Source organism: Pelagibius litoralis, from assembly GCF_011683915.1.
Lineage (GTDB): Bacteria > Pseudomonadota > Alphaproteobacteria > Kiloniellales > Kiloniellaceae > Pelagibius > Pelagibius litoralis.
Genome location: NZ_JAAQPH010000010.1, coordinates 186,953 through 204,430 on the forward strand (window position 1 = coordinate 186,953; position 17,478 = coordinate 204,430).

The 17,478-nt window shown below is 65.0% G+C and carries 17 protein-coding genes; 12 read left to right on the forward strand and 5 right to left on the reverse strand.

Annotation, left to right across the window (positions count from 1 at the left end; genetic code table 11):
- Positions 1–47 precede the first annotated feature (47 nt).
- The 9 genes from HBA54_RS14600 to HBA54_RS14640 all read left to right on the forward strand — a co-directional run bounded on the left by HBA54_RS14600 (position 48) and on the right by HBA54_RS14640 (position 9,281).
- Positions 48–635: an HD domain-containing protein gene (locus HBA54_RS14600; RefSeq protein ID WP_167225810.1), complete on the forward strand. Its 588-nt coding sequence runs from the start codon at positions 48–50 to the stop codon at positions 633–635.
- A 127-nt stretch (positions 636–762) separates the two neighbouring features.
- Positions 763–1,278: a PAS domain-containing protein gene (locus tag HBA54_RS14605; RefSeq protein ID WP_167225812.1), complete on the forward strand. Its 516-nt coding sequence runs from the start codon at positions 763–765 to the stop codon at positions 1,276–1,278.
- A 220-nt stretch (positions 1,279–1,498) separates the two neighbouring features.
- Complete coding sequence (locus HBA54_RS14610; protein WP_167225814.1) at positions 1,499–1,942, forward strand: PAS domain-containing protein; 444 nt, start codon at positions 1,499–1,501, stop codon at positions 1,940–1,942.
- Between the two features lie 137 nt (positions 1,943–2,079).
- On the forward strand, positions 2,080–3,264 hold the full coding sequence (locus HBA54_RS14615) for a glycosyltransferase (protein WP_167225815.1): 1,185 nt from the start codon (positions 2,080–2,082) through the stop codon (positions 3,262–3,264).
- 97 nt (positions 3,265–3,361) lie between these two features.
- Positions 3,362–4,246, forward strand: a complete 885-nt coding sequence (hpnC, locus tag HBA54_RS14620) for a squalene synthase HpnC (RefSeq protein ID WP_167225817.1) — start codon at positions 3,362–3,364, stop codon at positions 4,244–4,246.
- Complete coding sequence (gene hpnD, locus HBA54_RS14625; protein ID WP_167225819.1) at positions 4,243–5,106, forward strand: presqualene diphosphate synthase HpnD; 864 nt, start codon at positions 4,243–4,245, stop codon at positions 5,104–5,106. Before hpnC ends, hpnD begins: the two co-directional genes overlap by 4 nt.
- 18 nt (positions 5,107–5,124) lie before the next feature.
- Positions 5,125–6,420, forward strand: a complete 1,296-nt coding sequence (gene hpnE / locus HBA54_RS14630) for a hydroxysqualene dehydroxylase HpnE (protein WP_167225821.1) — start codon at positions 5,125–5,127, stop codon at positions 6,418–6,420.
- 166 nt (positions 6,421–6,586) lie between these two features.
- A complete protein-coding gene (shc, locus tag HBA54_RS14635) occupies positions 6,587–8,572 on the forward strand; it encodes a squalene--hopene cyclase (protein WP_167225823.1) in 1,986 nt (661 codons plus the stop codon).
- Between the two features lie 13 nt (positions 8,573–8,585).
- Positions 8,586–9,281 (forward strand): phosphorylase family protein, encoded by a 696-nt coding sequence (locus HBA54_RS14640; RefSeq protein ID WP_167225825.1) that lies wholly within the window; start codon positions 8,586–8,588, stop codon positions 9,279–9,281.
- On the opposite strand, the gene hpnH is transcribed toward HBA54_RS14640, so the two are convergent.
- Positions 9,261–10,412 (reverse strand): adenosyl-hopene transferase HpnH, encoded by a 1,152-nt coding sequence (gene hpnH, locus HBA54_RS14645; RefSeq protein ID WP_167225827.1) that lies wholly within the window; start codon positions 10,410–10,412, stop codon positions 9,261–9,263. The genes HBA54_RS14640 and hpnH overlap by 21 nt on opposite strands.
- A gap of 112 nt (positions 10,413–10,524) precedes the next feature.
- Positions 10,525–11,517 carry a hopanoid-associated sugar epimerase gene (gene hpnA, locus HBA54_RS14650; protein WP_167225829.1) on the reverse strand — a complete coding sequence of 331 codons (993 nt, stop codon included), beginning with the start codon at positions 11,515–11,517 and terminating at the stop codon, positions 10,525–10,527.
- A gap of 125 nt (positions 11,518–11,642) precedes the next feature.
- Here hpnA and HBA54_RS14655 point away from each other — a divergent pair, with 125 nt between their 5' ends.
- The 3 genes from HBA54_RS14655 to HBA54_RS14665 all read left to right on the forward strand — a co-directional run bounded on the left by HBA54_RS14655 (position 11,643) and on the right by HBA54_RS14665 (position 13,936).
- On the forward strand, positions 11,643–12,260 hold the full coding sequence (locus HBA54_RS14655; RefSeq protein WP_167225831.1) for an ABC transporter substrate-binding protein: 618 nt from the start codon (positions 11,643–11,645) through the stop codon (positions 12,258–12,260).
- Between the two features lie 98 nt (positions 12,261–12,358).
- Complete coding sequence (locus HBA54_RS14660; protein WP_167225832.1) at positions 12,359–13,408, forward strand: cobalamin-independent methionine synthase II family protein; 1,050 nt, start codon at positions 12,359–12,361, stop codon at positions 13,406–13,408.
- A complete protein-coding gene (locus tag HBA54_RS14665) occupies positions 13,409–13,936 on the forward strand; it encodes a GNAT family N-acetyltransferase (protein ID WP_167225834.1) in 528 nt (175 codons plus the stop codon).
- A gap of 9 nt (positions 13,937–13,945) precedes the next feature.
- Here the strand turns inward: HBA54_RS14665 and HBA54_RS14670 are convergent, their stop codons facing one another.
- The 3 genes from HBA54_RS14670 to HBA54_RS14680 all read right to left on the reverse strand — a co-directional run bounded on the left by HBA54_RS14670 (position 13,946) and on the right by HBA54_RS14680 (position 17,415).
- On the reverse strand, positions 13,946–15,145 hold the full coding sequence (locus HBA54_RS14670; protein ID WP_167225836.1) for an O-succinylhomoserine sulfhydrylase: 1,200 nt from the start codon (positions 15,143–15,145) through the stop codon (positions 13,946–13,948).
- 53 nt (positions 15,146–15,198) lie between these two features.
- Positions 15,199–15,621, reverse strand: coding sequence for a rhodanese-like domain-containing protein (locus tag HBA54_RS14675; RefSeq protein ID WP_167225838.1), 423 nt, complete (start codon positions 15,619–15,621; stop codon positions 15,199–15,201).
- A 135-nt stretch (positions 15,622–15,756) separates the two neighbouring features.
- The gene (locus HBA54_RS14680; protein ID WP_167225840.1) at positions 15,757–17,415 is read right to left on the reverse strand and encodes an ABC transporter substrate-binding protein; all 1,659 of its coding nucleotides are present in this window, start codon (positions 17,413–17,415) and stop codon (positions 15,757–15,759) included.
- Positions 17,416–17,478 lie beyond the last annotated feature (63 nt).

The following is a 17,478-nucleotide window of genomic DNA, read 5'->3' on the forward strand; positions in this document are numbered from 1 at the left end:
ATCCCTTGCCGTTGAGTTAAGGCGGCAGCGGATGGATCGGGATTGGCATGAAAGACGCGACGCGGGCTTGGCAACGCATGCTGTCGGGACGACGCCTCGACCTTCTCGATCCTTCGCCCCTCGACATCGAGATCGAGGACATCGCCCATGGTCTGGCAAGGGTGGCCCGCTGGAACGGGCAGACGAGCGGGACCTCGGCTTTCTCGGTCGCGCAGCACAGCCTTCTCGTCGAGCAGATCGTGGGACAGTTGCAACCCGGGTCCAGCGCCGCCGAGCGCATGGCCGCACTGCTGCACGATGCGCCGGAATATGTGATCGGCGACCTCATCACACCCTTCAAAGCCGCCGTCGGCCTCGACTACAAAGCCCTGGAGAAACGTCTGATGACGGCCATCCGGGTGCGTTTCGGCCTTGCCGGTGAAGAGCCCTCTGCCCTGACAACGCTGATCAAGAAAGCAGATCGCACAGCGGCTTTCCTGGAGGCAACGCAGTTGGCCGGCTTCTCGCTCAGCGAAGGGCGCCGGCTCTTCGGGCGGCACAAGCGCTTTGAAAGCATCGAGCTGTCGCCCTGGCCGGCGGGAAAGGCCAAGCGCCTTTTTCTGGAGCGTCACAAAATACTGCTTCGCTCTATCTAATCATTTCGGTCATAATACGATCCTGTTGGGGGAGTAGATGAAAAATACTCCCGCAAAGGTCGCATCTCTGCGATAATCCGAAATCAGAGCTGTGGTCTGCTATTGGTGGCTCGGGAGACAGCATTTCGTGCAGTTTTTAAACCAGCTCGGCGAGCCTCTGCTTGTCGAGCTTTACCAGTACTGGCTGGCCAGGTGCGACGGGCGCCGGGCCCCGGCACGCGCCGATATCGATCCTATCGATATCCCGAAGCTGCTGCCCTATGTGACCTTGACGGAGGTTCTCGGCGATGGCGCGAGATTCCGCTACCGTCTCGCGGGAACCAAGGTTGAAGAGCGTTTCGGTTGCTCTCTGACCAACTGCTTCGTCGAAGACCTTATGCAGGGGGCTTATCTCACCTACGTACAGGATCTCTACAAAAAGCTGTTGGCGAGCTTTGCGCCGCTTTACTCGGAGAGCAGCTTTGGTCTGGACAGGACACCGACATTCCGCGCCAAGCGCCTTATGCTGCCGCTGAGTGACAACCAGCAATCCGCCAACATGGTCCTCTCCGGCATGCTCTACGTGCCCGCCGACCCCAACGACCGCTCCACGGTTCTGCGATCCCTGGACCGTTTCAATCCCCCCGGCCGCGGGGCACTTTAGCCTGGATTCACACCTCTGGCCGGGACCGCAAAAGCGGCTCTGCCCAGACAGGATCCGCTCTTCTGCGCCTCGGGCGCAAAATAGGATTATATTAACACTATCCTTCTTTTGAGCGGCTACACTCACTGGGTTATCATGGTAACCTTGCACGGTCGGTATGCTTGATTTTGTTGAGAGAAGAACCGCGCGAAAGCCTTTTGGGCCGGTTTTGGCCCAGGGCTTGACGTTCATATCCCCAATCCTGGACCAGGCGCTGACCTACTGGACGGAAATCAAACACGGGAACGCGCTTGCGCTGCGTGCCGATCTGTTCCCGGAGAACATCGCGCCTCTCTGGCCCTACACGGTTATCCTGGATGTTGTCGATGACGGATCGGACTATCACGTCAAACTGTTTGGCCGCAGCCTTGTGGAAACCTACGGCGAACAGACCGGGCGTAAGCTTTCTGAGATCACAGCACCGAACCTGGTACGCGAACGATCGAAGGCGTTCTTTGACTTTTGCCGGGAAAGCGCAGCGCCCTGCTATGCTTTCTGGCCGGTGACGGCCTCCGAAAAACGTCCCTTTGTCGACGCTGAGGCCTTGTGCCTGCCGCTGTCGAGCGACGGGTCGTCGCTGGACAAGTTGATGGCCTGCAACGTGAACTCGGTCAGAGACTTCTAGTCCACCACGACCAACAAGATTCCGTGTCCCGGCAAAGCCGATGATTGGCGACAGCCTGCTGGCGCTCTAGTCTGCGCCGGGTGCAGGAATGCCCTCGCCAGACGCTGGCGGCAGATCAAGCCGGGAAACAGTCTATCTTGCCTTCAATACTCATCGGGATCGCCCTGCTGTCATTGCTGATCTGGGGTTACCTGCTGTTCTTCCGCGGTGGTTTCTGGCGCTGCGCCGAGCGCCTGGACCCTTCGGCACCGGCACCCAGCGAATGGCCGGCGGTCACCGCGATCGTTCCGGCGCGCGACGAGGCCGACGTGATCGCCACGGCGATTGCCTCTCTTCTGGACCAGGACTATCCCGGGCCCTTCTCAGTCATCCTTGTGGACGACCACAGCCAGGACGGAACCGCCCGCATCGCCAGCGAGACTGCTGCAGCCAACCCCCGGCCCGATCGGTTCAAACTGCTGCAGGCAACGCCCCTGCCGGCCGGATGGACCGGCAAGCTCTGGGCCCTGGATCAAGGCCTGCAAGGCGCAGCCCCCGAAACCCGCTATGTCTGGTTCAGCGACGCCGATATCGCGCAGCCCCCAGCCGCCCTGCGGCAGCTTGTGGCCAAGGCGGAGGCAGAGCAGCGGGATCTCGTATCCCTTATGGTGGCGCTGCGCTGTGAAGGATTCTGGGAGCGCTTGCTGATCCCGCCCTTCATTTATTTCTTCCAGAAGCTCTATCCGTTTTCCTGGGTGAACGATCCGGGCCGGCAAACCGCGGCAGCCGCCGGCGGATGCATTCTGCTGCGCCGCGATGCCCTGACCCGAATCGGCGGGCTCTCCGCCTTGAGCGATGCCCTGATCGACGACTGCAGCCTGGCGGCAAAGGTCAAGCAGAGCCGCACGGCCAACAGCCGGGGCCTCTGGCTGGGTCTGGCCGAGGCAGCCCGCTCGATCCGGCCCTATGCGGGGCTCAGCACCGTCTGGGACATGGTGGCCCGCAGCGCCTATACCCAGTTGAACCATCAGCCGCTGCTACTGCTCGGCACCCTGCTTGGTATGTTCATTACCTATCTTGCACCGCCGCTCGCCGTTCTGAGCTATCCCTGGCACCTGCAACCAACGGCGGCCCTGCTGGGCGGCGGCGCCTGGATTGCCATGTCGTTCTCGCTGCTCCCGGTGCTGCGCCTTTACGGCCAGAGACTCTGGCTTGCGCCTTTGCTGCCGCTCTCCGCTGCCCTATACAGCGCCATGACCTTCGATTCGGCCTGGCGTCACTGGCGGAGCCGGGGCGGAACCTGGAAAGGGCGGGTACAGGCAAAACGCCGTGAACTGGATTGAACCGGCCTGTCAGGCTAAATTCCCGTGGTAACTGCTCAATCCCGATCCGGGGCAGCGCAGATCCCGGCAGCCTGCGCGCTGTAGAAGGAGACTCTCAATGACGCTGGCAAGCGTCGAAACACCCTCCGGCAAGGGCGCCGGGAATGAGAACTTTCCGGTCGGCTCCTGGCTGCTGCCGGCGGCGTTGCGCCCCCATGTCGCGACCTACTATGCCTTTGCCCGCGCCATCGACGACATCGCCGACAACCCGCAGCTCGGGCCCCAGGAAAAACTCGACCGGCTCACCCGCTTCGATGAGGCGCTGCGCTTCAACGGCGAGCATCAGCCCGGCCTGGAGAAAGCCGAAGCGCTGAGGTACAGCCTCACCGAGACCGGCGTTTCCACACAGCGCGGCAGCGACCTGGTTGCCGCTTTCAAACAGGATGCCGTGAAGTCGCGCTATGAAGATTGGGACGAACTGTTGGGCTACTGCCGTCTCTCCGCCAATCCCGTCGGCCAGTACCTGCTCGATCTGCATGGCGAAAGCCGAGAGGGCTACAGGTCTTCGGACGCGCTCTGCACGGCCTTGCAGGTGCTCAACCATCTGCAGGACTGCCAGGATGACTATCACGCGCTCGACCGTGTCTATCTGCCACTTGATTGGCTCGGCGCCGAGGGTCTGGACGTGACGGTTCTCGACTCCAGCACCAGCCCGCCCGGCCTGCGCCGGGTGCTGGATCTCTGCCTGGACCGGGTCGATGACCTGCTGGTAGAAGCGCGGCGCCTGCCCGCCCAGCTTCGGTCGTCGCGTCTGGCCATGGAATCCGCTGTCATCGTGAGACTGGCGACAAGGCTCAGCCGATACCTGCGGCGCGGCGATCCCCTGGCCGGCCGCGTCGGCCTTGGCAAAGCCGACTTCATCCTGGCCGGCTTCGGCGGCATCGTCGGCGTCCAGGCCCAGCGGCTGTTCAACACACCACAAACCGCAGGCCGGGCCGGATGACCGCCATCCGCGCAGTGAACGGCAATGCAGCCCAGGCGATGGAGCAGGTGCGCGCCATCGCAACCGGCTCCGGCTCCTCCTTCCTCTGGGGCATGCGTCTGCTGCCAAAGCCGCGGCGCGACGCCATGTACGCGATCTATGCTTTCTGCCGCGCGGTCGACGATATCGCTGATGACGAAGGTGCCGCCGCGGACAAGCTCAGCCGTCTCGCCGTCTGGCGCGAAGAGATCGAGCGGCTTTATGGCGGCACCCCGCAGACGCCCATAACCCTTGCCCTGCAGCAGCCGGTCCGGGACTACGGATTGCCCAAGGAGGAGTTCCTCGCCGTCATCGACGGCATGGAGATGGACGCGCGCGAAGATATCTGCGCGCCGGACATGGCAACCTTCCGCCTTTACTGCCGCCGCGTCGCCGGCGCCGTCGGCGTGCTGTCGGTGCATGCTTTCGGCGCCACCGAACCCGAAGCGAGAGACCTGGCCTTGGCCGAGGGCGACGCCCTGCAGTTCACCAACATTCTGCGCGACATCGCCGAAGATGCCGGGCGGGGCCGCCTCTATCTGCCGCGCGAGATACTGCTGCGCCACGGCATCGACAGCCGCGATCCGACGACGGTGGCAGCGGACCCGAGGCTGCCTGCCGTCTGTTTCGATCTGGCGGCCATGGCGCAGGAGCGTTTCACCGAATCCCGTCGTCTCATGGCCGCCTGCCGGCGCGGCCCCATGCGTCCGGCCCGCATCATGCTGGCGGTGTACCAGCGCCTTCTGACCCGCCTGCAGCAGCAGGGTTGGAACGACATCAGCCTTCGCGTCCGCCTGCCCAAGGCGGAGAAGCTCTGGCTCGCGCTTCGGAACGGGCTTTAACGTCTTGGTGCAGGCCGCATGACCGCAGACCGCGGCACCCCCCATGTTCACATCATCGGCGCCGGGCTGGCCGGGCTTTCCGCCGCGGTGCGCCTTGCCGAACGGGGCCACAGCATCGCCCTCTACGAGGCGGCGGCCCAGGCCGGCGGCCGTTGCCGCTCGTTTCACGACGCCAAGCTCGACCGGCTGATCGATAACGGCAACCATCTGATGATGACGGCCAACACGGCCATCCTCGCCTATCTGGATTTGATCGGCGCCCGGGGCGGCCTGACCCATCCCCAAGCGGCCGTCTTTCCCTTCCTGGACCTGGCGAACGGCCGCTCCTGGAATCTGAGGCCGAACCGCGGGCCGATCCCCTGGTGGGTCCTGGACCCGAAGCGCCGGATCCCGGGAACCGGCGTCTTATCCTACCTGAAGGGTCTGCGCCTTGCCTTTGCCGGAAGCGAAGACCGGGTGACCGACTGCCTGGATACGCAGGACCCGCTTTGGCGTTGTTTCTGGGAACCCTTGGTGATCGCCGCACTCAACACCCCGGCCAATGAGGCCTCCGCCCGCCTGTTGCGGCATGTCCTGGCCGAGACTTTCGCCAAGGGCGAAGGCGCCTGCCGTCCCCTCGTCGCCCGCCATGGCCTGGGGCCGGCCCTGGTCGATCCCGCCCTCGCCTTCCTGCAGGACAGGGGGGTGGCGATCCGTTTCAACCAGCGTCTGCGCCGTCTGGACACCACGGGCCGGCGCATCACCGCACTCGATTTTCCGAATCAGGCCGTCGAGCTTCAGGAACAGGACTGGGTGATTCTGGCGCTGCCGCCGCAAGCCGCCCAGGCATTGCTGCCGAACCTTGCCGCACCGCTGGACCATCATGCCATCGTGAATGCCCACATCCGCCTGCCCAAAGCGCCGGACTGGCCCTTCGCCGGGGCCGAAGGGCCGGTGCCCGAGGTTCCCTTCCTCGGCCTGATCGGCGGCACCGCCGACTGGCTTTTCCTGCGAGACGATGTTGTCAGCCTGACCGTCAGCGCCGCCAGCAGGCTCGCCGAGCGGCCGAACGATGAAATCGCCGCGGCGCTCTGGTCCGACACCGCCCGGGCCCTGGGGCTCGACGCCGGCGACCAACCGCCCATCAGGGTGATCAACGAAAAACGGGCGACCTTTGCGCAGACCCCGGCGGCGCTGCGCCTGCGCCCGGCACCGCGTAGCGCCTGGGACAATCTGCTGCTGGCCGGCGACTGGACCGATACCGGCCTGCCGGCCACCATCGAATCGGCCGTTCGATCCGGCGAAGCGGCCGCCAAGGCACTGACTTTGCCATGAAAATGCCCGATTCCAAGGGCTTGCCAGCAACCGGCGGCTTCTTCACAATCGCCGCTATTGAACCAGCGAGTCGGGGGATTCGAATCCGCCGGCTTTGGCGGTTGTTTATTGACTTGATCGGGGTTCTTTCCTTGCTCATTTCCGGGCGGCGGTACATCAAATCGACATGACGGGAAGCAACGCAATCAGAAACGAGAGCGCGCTGGCGCGTTCGGCGGAAGCCGAACTGCCGGATCTGGAAGCTGTGGATCGTCTGGTCACCGACATGACCAAGGCGCTGCTGGGCCAACAGCGGGCCGACGGGCACTGGCTTTTCGAGCTGGAAGCCGATGCGACCATCCCGGCCGAGTATATTTTTCTGCAGCACTTCATCGGCCGCATCGAGACGCCGGCCTACCAGGCGGTGGAGCCGAAGATCGCAAAGCACCTGCGCGCCGTTCAGGGCCGCGACGGCGGCTGGCCCCTATTCCACGACGGCGACATGGATCTGAGCGCCAGCGTAAAAGCCTACTTCGCACTGAAGCTGGCCGGCGACGACCCCGATGCGGCCCACATGGCCCGCGCCCGCGCGGCAATCCTGGCGCGTGGCGGTGCCGCGCAAAGCAACGTCTTCACCCGCATCGCCCTCGCCCTCTTCGGCCAGGTACCCTGGCGCGCCGTGCCCGAGATGCCGGTCGAGATCATGCTGCTGCCGCGCTGGTTTCCGTTTCACCTCTCCAAGGTGTCCTACTGGTCGCGCACAGTGATCGCCCCGCTGTTGATCCTGATGGATCTGAAACCGCAGGCGGTCAATCCCCTGAAGGTGTCGATCGGCGAGCTGTTCGTGCAGCCGCCGGAGCGCGCGCAGTATCCGATGAACGCAACCGGCAGTCCGCTGGGCGCGATCTTCGCCGGCATCGACCGGGTCCTACGCATGAGCGACCCGCTGCGCCCGCGCGCCCAGCGGCGCAAGGCGATCAATGCCGCCATCGACTTCGTGAAGGAACGCCTCAACGGCGAAGACGGCCTGGGCGGTATTTTCCCCGCCATGGCCAACGCCGCCATGGCCTTTCACGCCCTGGGCTACGACTGGGACGAACCCAACTACCGCATGACCCGCGAGGCCATCGACCGCCTGCTCATCGCCCGCGATGACGACCGGGTGACCTGCCAGCCCTGCCTTTCGCCGATCTGGGACACCTGCCTTGCCGCCCACGCTCTGCTGGAAGCGGGCGAGCCCGGCGACAACGACAGCTTTGACAGGGCCTTCGACTGGCTGCTGCAACGGGAGATCACCGAGGTGCGCGGCGACTGGGCCTGGCGGCGCCCCAACGCGCCGAGCGGCGGCTGGCCGTTCCAATACCAGAATGCCCACTACCCCGACGTCGATGACACGGCCGTGGTGGTGATGGCGATGGACCGGGCCAAGTCCGAAGCTTCCCAAGGCGCCGTCGAGCGTGCTGCCGAGTGGATCATCGCCATGCAGAGCAAGAACGGCGGTTGGGGTTCTTTCGACGCGGACAATGCCTTCGACTACCTGAACCACATCCCCTTCGCCGATCACGGGGCCCTGCTGGACCCGCCGACGGCTGACGTATCAGCGCGCTGCCTTTCGATGCTGGCGCAGCTCGGCTACGGCCGCGACCATACGGTGGTACGCCGCGGTCTCGACTATCTGCTGCGCGAGCAGGAGCCCGACGGTTCCTGGTACGGCCGCTGGGGGGTCAACTATGTCTACGGTACCTGGTCGGTACTCTCGGCGCTGAATGCCTGCGGCGAGGACCTGGCTTCCGCGCCGGTCCGCCGGGCCGTCGCCTGGCTGGAAAGCCGCCAGCGCGAAGATGGCGGCTGGGGCGAGGACTGCGCCACCTACTGGGCGGCGCGGCGCGACGAGGCCAAGACATCCACCGCCGCGCAGACGGCCTGGGCCCTGTTGGGCCTGATGGCCGCCGGCGAGGTCGACAGCGATGCGGTGCGCCGCGGTGTCGCCTTCCTGCAGCGCTTTCCGCGCGACGACGTGCGTTGGCTGGACGGCCACTGGACCGGCACCGGTTTCCCGCGGGTCTTCTACCTGCACTATCACGGCTACAGCGCCTATTTTCCGCTGATGGCTCTGGCGCGCTATCGCAACCTGATTCGCGGAAACGAGCGGCGCGTTACCGTCGGCATGTAGCCGTGGGCCATCTGTGAGCGCCCGCCCCGCCAAGCTTGGAATCATCACCGGCCTTGCCGCCGAAGCCCGCTTGATCGCGGGTGGTATCGGAATTTCCGTTGTCTGCGCAGGTGCCGACAGCGCCCGCGCCGAGAAGCTGGCCGGGCAGATGCTGGCGGAGGGCGCCACGGCGCTGATGAGCTTTGGCATCGCCGGGGCCCTCGATCCACGGCTGACAGCCGGCGACCTTATCCTTGCGGAGACCGTCGTGACACCCGGCGGGCAGCGCCATCCCTGCGACCGGGTTTGGCTTCAGGCGGTGAGCGAAAACCTCAGGGAGGGCGGAGCCGTCGCCATCGGCGGTTCAATCCTGGGCTCCGCGAAAGTATTGCTGTCCACCAATGACAAAGCGGCCGCCTTTGCGGCCAGTGCCTGCCAGGCGGTCGATATGGAGAGCCACGCCGTGGCAGCCGTGGCAGCCCGCAGCGGCGTCCCCTTTCTCGCCCTGCGCGCCATCGCCGATATGGCAGGCGATGCGCTGCCGTCTTTCGTCACAAAGGTCGTTACCTCCGAGGGCGAGCCGGACAGGCTCAAGGCCTCCGCCGCCCTGTTGCGCCGGCCATGGGATCTGCCGGCAGCCCTGCGCCTCTCCCGGCGCACTGACAGGGCACTGGCGACGCTCCAGAGTCTCGGTCAGGAAACGGAGGTTCTATTCGGCGGCTTCGGTTGAAGAAGCGCTGCCCTTGGCGGCCGCTTCGGGCCGTTGGGTCGCGGCTTCGGCGACGAATTCCTCGAAGGTGTAAACCGCCGGACGCTGCTTGCTGAGGTCGATCTCCGGCGCCATCTCGCCTTCGGTAGCGGGACCTTTGAGCGCTACCCTCAGTGCCTTCAAGGGATGCTTCACCGTGTCGGCAACCGCCGTGCCCTCAAAGCCGCAGTGGACCATGCAGTTGGCGCACTTCTCGTAATTGCCGGTGCCGTAGCCGTCCCAGTCGGTCTCTTCCATCAGGGCTTTGAAGCTGGGCGCATAACCCTCGTTCAGCAGATAGCAGGGACGCTGCCAGCCGAAGACGTTGCGGGTCGGGTTGCTCCAGGGCGTGCAGTGATAGCTCTGATTGCCGGCCAGAAAATCCAGGAACAGGCTGGATTGGGAGAAGCGCCACTTGCTGTCCTTGCCGCGGCGGAAGACGTCGCGGAACAGCTCCTTGGTCTGGCGCCGGCTGAGGAAGTGTTCCTGGTCCGGCGCCCGCTCATAGGCGTAGCCCGGCGAGATGGTGACGCCCTCGACGCCGAGGTCTCGGGCGAAGTCCAGAAACTCCGAAACCTCTTCCGGCTTGGCGTTGTTGAAAAGGGTGCAGTTCACGTTCACCCGGTGGCCACGGTCGCGGGCCGCTTCGATCGCCTTTACCGCGCGCTTGAAGACGCCCTTCTGGTCGACCGCCCGGTCGTGCTCTTCCTCCAGGCCGTCCAGATGGATGGAGAAGGTCAGATACTTGCTGGGCTTGAAGAGATCGAGTTTCTTTTCCAGCAGCAGCGCGTTGGTGCAGAGGTAGACGAAGCGCTTGCGCTTCACCAACTCGGCGACGATCTGGTCCATTTCCTTATGGATCAGCGGCTCGCCGCCGGGGATCGAGACGATGGGCACGCCACTTTCCTCGACCGCCTCAATGCATTCCTCGACGCTCAGGCGGCGGTTCAGAATCTCGTCCGGATAATCGATCTTGCCGCAGCCCGGGCAGGCCAGATTGCAGCGGAACAGGGGCTCCAGCATCAGCACCAGGGGATAGCGCTCGTTGCGCATCAGGCGCTGCTTCATGATGTAGGCACCAACACGCAGCTGCTGTATCAGGGGAACCGCCAAGGCGAGACTCCAAAAAAGGTCAGGAAATCGGGAACCGAACCGCGCCAGTCTAGCGATTTTGCGCCGCAACACCACCCCAAACGCCGTGGGGTTATAGGGCCAAAATAGGGCGCTAACCTAAATATCCCTCGCGCTCGAACCACTCGACGGCCTCGCGGATCGCCTCGTGTGCCGGGCGCGGCTGGTAGCCAAGATCACGCGCCGCCTTGTCGTGGCGGAAATACATCGGTTTGGCCGCCATTTTCAGCCCATCGACGGTCAGCATCGGGTCTTTGCCCCCGCTGACCCTGGCCCAGGCCTCGGCCAGGTGGGCAAAGGGCAGAAGCGGCCTGCGCGGCAGGCGGATCTTCGGCGCGCGGCGTCCCCGCAGCGCGGCGACGACAGACAGGATTTCGGAAAGCCCGAGGTTTTCGCCGCCCAGAAGGTAGCGTTCCCCGATCACGCCCTTGTCATACGCCAGTAGATGCCCGGCGGCGACATCGTCGACATGGACGACATTCAGTCCGGTGTCGACGAAGGCCGGCACGCGCCCCGCCGCCGCCTCCACCACCAAACGCCCGGTCGGGGTCGGCTTTACGTCGCGCGGTCCGATGGGGGTCGACGGATTGACGATCACCACCGGCAGCCCCGCGTCGCGCTGCATCCCGCGAACTTGTTCCTCGGCCAGGAACTTGGATCGTTTGTAGACGCCGATCATGTCGTCCAGCCCGACCGGCGTATCCTCATCGGCCGGTGCCCCGCCCGCCACCTTGCCCAGCACAGCGACCGAGGAAGTGTAGACCACCCGTCCGACGCCCTGGCGCAGAGCCGCCTGCATCAGCTGCTTCGTGCCTTCGACATTAGCCCGGTTCATCGCCGCCGGATCGCGCACCCAGATGCGGTAGTCGGCAGCGACATGGAACAGGGTGGAGCAGTTCCTTAGCGCCGCCTCCAGCGAGTCGGCATCGGTCAGGTCGCCCTCGACCAGATCGACCGCCAGCCCGTCGAGGTTGCGCCGGTCGCCACTGCGGCGCACCAGGCAGCGCGGCCGCTCCCCCCGGGCAATCAGCGCCCGTACGACGGCGGAGCCGACGAAGCCCGTGCCTCCGGTAACCAGTGTTGTCATAGCCGCCAGCTTGCCCGCGACGACAAGGCACGGCAAGCGGCGGGAGTGGGCGGGGGAATAGAAAATTCCTTGCAGACCGAACATTCGTTCGTACATCTGATGAGATCCGGAAACCGAGACCTGCTATGAAACTGCCCAACTTCCGCGCCCTCGCCTTTCTAGCCTGCGCCTTTCTGGTCGCCGCCACACCGGCGGCGGCGCAGGAGAGCGCCAGTGCCCCCGTGGAGCGCCTGAATACGGCCCTGCTGGAGACGATGCAGAGCGCCAAGACCTTGGGCTACCAGGGCCGCTACGACCAATTGGCCCCGGAACTGCGGGAAGTCTTCGACTTCGCCACCATGGCCCGCATCACCCTGGGCCGCCATTGGCGCGATCTGAAACCGCCGCAGCAGGAAGCCTTCACGGCGGCCTTCGGCGATTTCAGCATCGCCGTCTTCGCCGACCGCTTCGACGGCTTCTCCGGCGAGCGCTTCGAGGTCCTGGGCGAACAGCCGGCACGGCGCGGCGCCGTGCTGGTGCGCAACCAGATCGTGAAGAGCGACGGCGAAGCGGTGCCGATCAACTACCTCGCCCGGCCCGGCACGGACGGCGACGGCTGGCGGCTGGTGGACATTCTGCTCGATGCCAAGTACAGCGAGCTGGCCGCCCGGCGCTCCGAATACAGCGGCATCGTCGAACGCGAGGGCATAGACGCCCTGATCGCCGCGCTGAAGGAAAAGACCGCCGGCTACGCTGCGCCCTGATTCCACCCTCTTGTCTGAACGCACAGCCCTGGCGGCCAGCGGACCGCTTTGCTAGCGTTGTCGCCGTGACCGACTGAGGAATTCGGGGGAGTCCGGAGATGCCGCTGCTGACCACCACCATCGGGGCCTACCCGAAGCCGGAGAGCGTGAAGGTACCGGACTGGTTCGATCCCGGCGCCATGGACAGCTCCGTCGCCACCACGGCCTATACAACGGCCCTGGAGCGCCTGGGCGAGGAGGCCGAGACGATCTTCACCGAGGGCACCCGCCAGGTGATCGAAGACCAGGTGTCCTGCGGCATCGATATCCCGACCGATGGCGAGGTCCGGCGGGAGAACTACGTCCACTATCACTGCCGCCATCTCGACGGCTTCGACTTCGAGAAACTGACCCACCGGGTGCTGCGCGGCGGCGCCTATGAGACCGACCTGCCGACCATCCGCGGCCCGATCGCGGCGCGCGAATCCTTCCTGCCCCATGACTGGAAGGTCGCCCAGAGTTTCACCGAAAGGCCGGTGAAGATCACCCTGCCCGGCCCCATGACCATCGCCGACACCACAGCGGACGAACACTACGGCGATGCCCGGGCGCTGGGGCAGGACCTGGCCGCGGCGCTGAACGCCGAGGTGCTGGCCCTGGCCGAGGCCGGCTGCCGTCACATCCAGATCGACGAGCCGCTCTTCGCCCGCAAGCCCCAGGCTGCCCTGGACTATGGTCTGGAGCATATCGACCGCTGCTGGCAGAACGTGCCCGACCACGTTACCAAGACAATGCATATGTGCTGCGGCTATCCCAACCACCTGGATCAGGAAGACTATGCCAAGGCCGACCCCCGGGCTTACTTCGAACTGGCCGAGGCGGTCGATGCATCGCGCGTCGATGTGGTCTCCATCGAAGACGCCCACCGCCACAACGACCTCAGCCTGCTCGACTGTTTCAGGGACACCGGGGTCATCTTCGGCGTCATCGCCATCGCCCGCAGCCGCGTGGAAAGCGTGGCGGAACTGCGCGAGCGGCTGCAGGCGGCCCTGAAGCACCTGCCGCCGGAACGGCTGATCGCCGGCCCGGACTGTGGGCTGGGCCACCTGGGGCGGGACCTGGCGATGCAGAAACTGCGGGTACTATCGGAAGCGGCGAGGGACCTTTAAATGGCACTGCATGACGAACAGACCGAGACAAGGGCACAGGCCCTGGTGGTTCGCCCCGCGGAAGAAAGCGATGTTCCCGCGCTCTGCGACCTTCTGAACGAGATCATAGGGATCGGGGGTACGACGGCGAACGAAGTGCCTTTTACCCACGGCACCTTCCGCGATCACTTCCTCGGCGGAGCAGACCACATAAGCTGTCTCATGGTGGAAGACGCCGCAGGGTCGGCGGCAGGCTTTCAGATCCTGGTACGCAACAGCAAACTGCCCGACGGCTGGGTGGATGTCGCGACCTTTGCGAGGGTCCATCCCAAGACACGCGGCGCCGGCACCGCCCTCTTCGCCAAAACCGTACCGCTTGCCAGGGGCCTCGGCTTCGCGGCGATCAACGCCACCATTCGCGCGGACAACACGGGCGGGCTGGCTTACTACGACAAGATGGGCTTTCGGACCTACAGCGTCGAGCCCGGCGTTCCGCTGAACGACGGCACACCGGTCGACCGCGTCTCCAAGAAGTACACCGTCGGATAGGGCGCAGCCTCAGGCCTTCAGCGCCAGCTCCAGATCCTCGATCAGGTCGGCCGGGTCTTCCAGGCCGACGGAGAGGCGGAGCAGGCCTTCGCCGATCCCCAGCTCGGCACGTTCCTCGACGGGCAGGCGCTGGTGGGTCGTGGTCGCCGGGTGGGTGACGAGGCTCTTGGCATCGCCCAGATTGTTGGAGATGTCGATCACCTCCAGGGCGTTCAACAGGCGGAAAGCGCGGGCCTTGCCGCCCTCGACCTCAAAGGCCACCAGGCTGCTGCCGCCCTTCATCTGGGTTTTCGCCAAGGCCGCCTGAGGGTGGCTGTCCAAGCCGGGATAGAGTACCCGGGTAACACCCGGCTGCTGCTCCAGGAATTCGGCCACGGCCAGGGCATTGGCGCAGTGGCGCTCAACCCGCAGGTCCAACGTCTCCAGACCCTTCAGCATGACCCAGGCATTGAAAGGGCTCATGGAGGGGCCGGTGTGGCGATAGAGCATCTGCAGATGATCTTTGATGAAGGCCTCGCTGGAGAGGATCGCCCCACCCAGGGTGCGGCCCTGGCCGTCGATGTGCTTGGTGGCGGAATAGACCACCACATCGGCACCGAAATCGAGGGGCCGCTGCAGCATCGGCGTGGCAAAGACATTGTCGACCACCACCGTCGCGCCGGCGGCATGCGCCAGATCGCAAACCGCCTTCAGGTCGATGATCTCCAGGGTCGGGTTGGAGGGTGTTTCCAGAAATACGCAAGTCGCCCCCGGTTTCAGCGCCGCTTCCCAGGCATCCAGATCGGTGCCGTCGACAAGCTGCGTTTCGATGCCGTAGCGCGGCAGCATCTCGGCGACGATGTAATGGCAGGAACCGAAGAGCGCACGGGAAGCAACGACCCGGTCTCCCGCCTTCAACTGACAGAGCAGGGCGGCGAAGACGGCGCTCATGCCGCTGGCCGTCGCGCGGCAGGCCTCGGCCCCTTCCAGCAGGCGCAGCCGCTCCTCGAACATCGACACGGTCGGATTGGCATAGCGCGAATAGATGAAGCGGTCTTTGTCGCCTTTGAAGGCGGCCTCCGCCTCTTCAGCCGAGGCATAGACGTAGCCGGAAGTCAGGTAGAGCGCTTCGCTGGTTTCATCGAAGCTGCTGCGGGCCTGACCGCCGCGCACCAATTCCGTCTGCGGGCGCCAGCGCCGCGTCGTGTTTGAATCCTTAGGCACTTTCATAGTCCTGTTCTTGCAATCCTGCCCCGCATTGAGCGCGACGTTCAGCCCCCCGTTCAGCCCTGGGCCCAGGGCAGGCCGGCCACCTTCCAGCCGCCGACGGAGCCGCGATGCAGGGTATCGTCACGGTCGCCCTCGAAACCCTCGGCAACGTTGTAGCAGGGACCGAAGCCCTCAGCCGTCAGCGCCATGGCCGCCGAACGCGACCGCACGCCGGAGCGGCAGATCAGCAGCACGGTCTGGTCCTTGGTAACCCCGCGCGCCGCAACCTCCGCGGCGAAACCGGCATTCATGGCCATATCGGGAAAGACCTGCCAGGAAACACAAACCGTCTCCTTGCCAAGGCTGTCCAGCCGGGGCAGACCAACGAAGTTCCACTCCGGCATGGTGCGCACGTCAACCAACACCGCCTGGGGGTTTTCCTTCAACAGGGCCCAGGCCTCCGCCGGGCGCAGATCACCAGCATAGCCGTCTTGCATAACGCCTCTTCCACTCCATATCGATTAAGGTCCGGCCGGGCGGCGATGCCGCTCCGCCAGGCCGCCTCAAGCCTTTTGGGGTTGCGGAGTTTAGGCGTCCCGGCGGCAGACGCAACCGCCTTTCTGAAGCAAATGCTAAGATATCACCGCATAGTCGCCCGCCGAAAGCAGGGTCGAGGGATGCAGGCGAAAACCCCTCACCCGCTTCGACATCACGGTGACCACGGATAGCCAGGCCGGCTGCACCATAGGACCAATATCCTGTACGCGTTGCTCCAACTGCCGCAGGATGGCGCGGCGGGCATCCACATCCAGCGTCGCTTCTGCCTCCTGGATCAGCGCATCGACCTGAGCATCGGAGAAGCCGGTACTGTTCCAGGGCACGCCGGAGCGCAGGGTAAGGCTCATCAGCATGAAGCCCAGGGGGCGCGGCGCCCATTCGACAAAGGCAAGCGGCGCCTTGTCCCAGACATCCCAGAAGCGGGCCGCCGGCAGGATCTCGATGGCGCAGCGAATGCCCGCTTGACGATACTGCTCGACCATGACCTGAACCGCCGAAGCTTCCCAGCTTGGCCAGTTCTTGCAGGTGATCTCAATGTCGATACCATCGGGATAGCCGGCCTCCGCGATCAGGCGCCGCGCCTGATCGACATCACGCCGCAGCGGCGGCAGCAGTGCATAGTCAGGATGAATAGGCGATACCAGATGATGTTCCGCCGGCGTCCCGAAGCCTCTAAGCGCCAGCCGTGTGATCTCCGCCGGATCGATGGCCAGGCGCATGGCCCGGCGCACACGAAGGTCGTCGAAGGGAGGCCGGGTTACCTTCATCTGCAGCATCGCCGTCGCCGCCGTGGCACTGCGGTGCACCTGGAAACCGGATTGCCCCGCCATGCTTTCGGCCACCGAATAGTCGCAGCGGTCCAAACCGTCGATCTGGCCGGACAGCAACGCCGCCGTCGCCGCAGCAGGCTCGTCGCCCAGGTCGATCAGGGCGAGTTCGTCAACACAAGGGCGCCGGTTGGACGCAGTCCGCGCAGCGCCCAGCAATGCCCGCTCGCCGACAACGAGCTCCCGCAGGGTGAAGGGACCGGTTCCGTTGGAGCCGACGCCGAAGCGTCCGTTCTCTTCCGGATCGAGCATCACATCGGTGTAGTGGAAGAGATGTTCCGGCACGGCGACCTGCGGGCGCTTCAGGTTCAGCCTGACCTGGAAGTCGTCGACTCTCTCGATCGCAGAAGCATCCCACAGCGGGGGACCATCCGGTTCCCCGGTAGGACCGTCTGTCAGCATGTACGACTGCATGATCCCCATGGCCGAAGAACCGGTCGCCGGGTCGAGCAGATGACGCAGGTTCCAGATAACGTCGTCGGCGGTGAAGGCCCTGCCGCTGTGCCAGGTGACATCCCGACGAACGAAGAGATCCCAGGACCGCAGGTCGGGCGAAACCTTCCAGGAGGAAAGCAGATAGGGGCGGGTCACATTGTCGAAGCCGGTCCAGGTCAGGGGCTGGCAGACCTGATGGACAAGGTTGGCCGGCGGCAGCCAGCTGAGCGCGTGAGGATTCTCGACCTGCTGAACGCGCATCCCCAAAGTCAGGCGGCCGCCGGAGGGTTCCGTACCGGAGGTTGTCGCAGCGACGGCTTCACTACCGGGAAGACCTGCCATTCGATAGGCAAGCGGCGCCGCGACGCCAAGCAGAGTGGCGAAACGCAGGAACCCACGCCGACTGAGCGCCCCCTCCGCAAGCCGGCGCCTGAGCCGGTCGAGCAGCGGATGCTCTTGGTTTTCATCCATCGCCGATCCCCGAAAGGCGAGCGGCCGTCTACAACGGCACTTCCGACCAAGCTGCCACTTATG